The organism is Oleiphilus sp. HI0125 (assembly GCF_001635355.1).
Genome location: NZ_LWGF01001290.1, coordinates 1 through 1,325, shown reverse-complemented (window position 1 = coordinate 1,325; position 1,325 = coordinate 1). Strand labels below are relative to the sequence as shown.

General features: G+C 46.1%; 1 protein-coding gene. It reads left to right on the top strand.

What is annotated here, in order from left to right:
- Nucleotides 1-28: 28 nt before the first annotated feature.
- A partial coding sequence (locus A3762_RS22350; RefSeq protein WP_231878898.1) for an efflux RND transporter permease subunit occupies nt 29-1,325 on the top strand: 1,297 nt, incomplete at its 3' end.

Genomic DNA, 1,325 nt, shown 5'->3' with positions numbered 1-1,325 from the left:
TGTTTCATTCGCAGGAACGCTTGCTGTTATGTACGCAATTGGTGGTACCATCAACATGGTCAGCATGTTTGCGCTTATTATGGCCCTTGGGATTATTGTCGACGACGCCATTGTTGTTGGTGAAGACGCCCTAACTCACTTTCAAAAAGGTGAAGGTGCCTTGCAAGCTGCCGAAGGCGGTGCCAGACGTATGTTTGTGCCTGTTATGTCGTCGTCGCTAACCACTATTTCTGCATTTCTGCCTTTGATTATCATTAGCGGCATTATTGGTAATATTTTATTCGCCATTCCCTTGGTCATTATCTGCGTAATCATCGCATCACTCATTGAGTGCTTCTTAATTATGCCGGGGCACCTGAATCACAGCTTGAAAAAAATGGGGCACAACGCCAAAGAAAGTCGTTTTCGAGTGGCGGTTGATTCTAAGTTTAATGCCTTCCGAGACGGAACGTTTAGACAGCTCGCGACGAAAGCAATACAAAACCGGGGCACGACCTTAATGCTCGCAGTCTCTGTTTTTCTTATATCTATTACGCTCATCATATCGGGGCGTATCCAGTTTGAATTCTTCCCTCAACCTGAAAACCACGTGCTACTAGGCAATGCAAAATTTGCCGCAGGCACGCCGCCTGAGGAAGTACGCTCATTTGCTCGCAACCTAGAGGACGCATTGTGGCGTGCGAACGATCAACTGAAAGAGAAATACAACCGCGAAGATGACCTGATTGTCCATGCTGTATTGCGTGTTAACCAAGCGACCTTTGATGGAGGGCAAAGTTACCAGCAAGGAGAGCAATATGCCTCGCTACATGTTGAAACGGTCACGCCAGACTCGCGAGAAGTGCGCAACCCTGAACTAATTTCCGCGTGGAAAGATGCATTACAAATGCCTGATGGCGTTGAGCAACTTAGCATTACTAGTCCTCGCGGTGGTCCTCCTGGCAAAGACATCGATATATTCTTAACAGGCCAAAGCAGCGATATATTAAAAGCAGCGAGCGAAGAGCTTCAGGATGCATTAAAGGGCTATGTTGGCGTGAATGATATTCAAGATGACATCCCTTACGGCAAGTCGCAATTTATATACGAACTTACCACGCAAGGTGAATCTCTTGGTTTGAGTGTTTCTGACGTAGGCAATCAACTTCGAGCGGGATTTGATGGCCAACTTCTTCAGGTGTTCTACGATCAAAATGAAGAAGTAGAAGTACGTATTTTATTACCAGATCAAGAACGCAATACCTCACGCACTTTAAACGGCTTCCCCATCGTCACAGCAACTGGCGACATTGTTCGATTAGACAACGTTGTAACTTTAAGCTCTC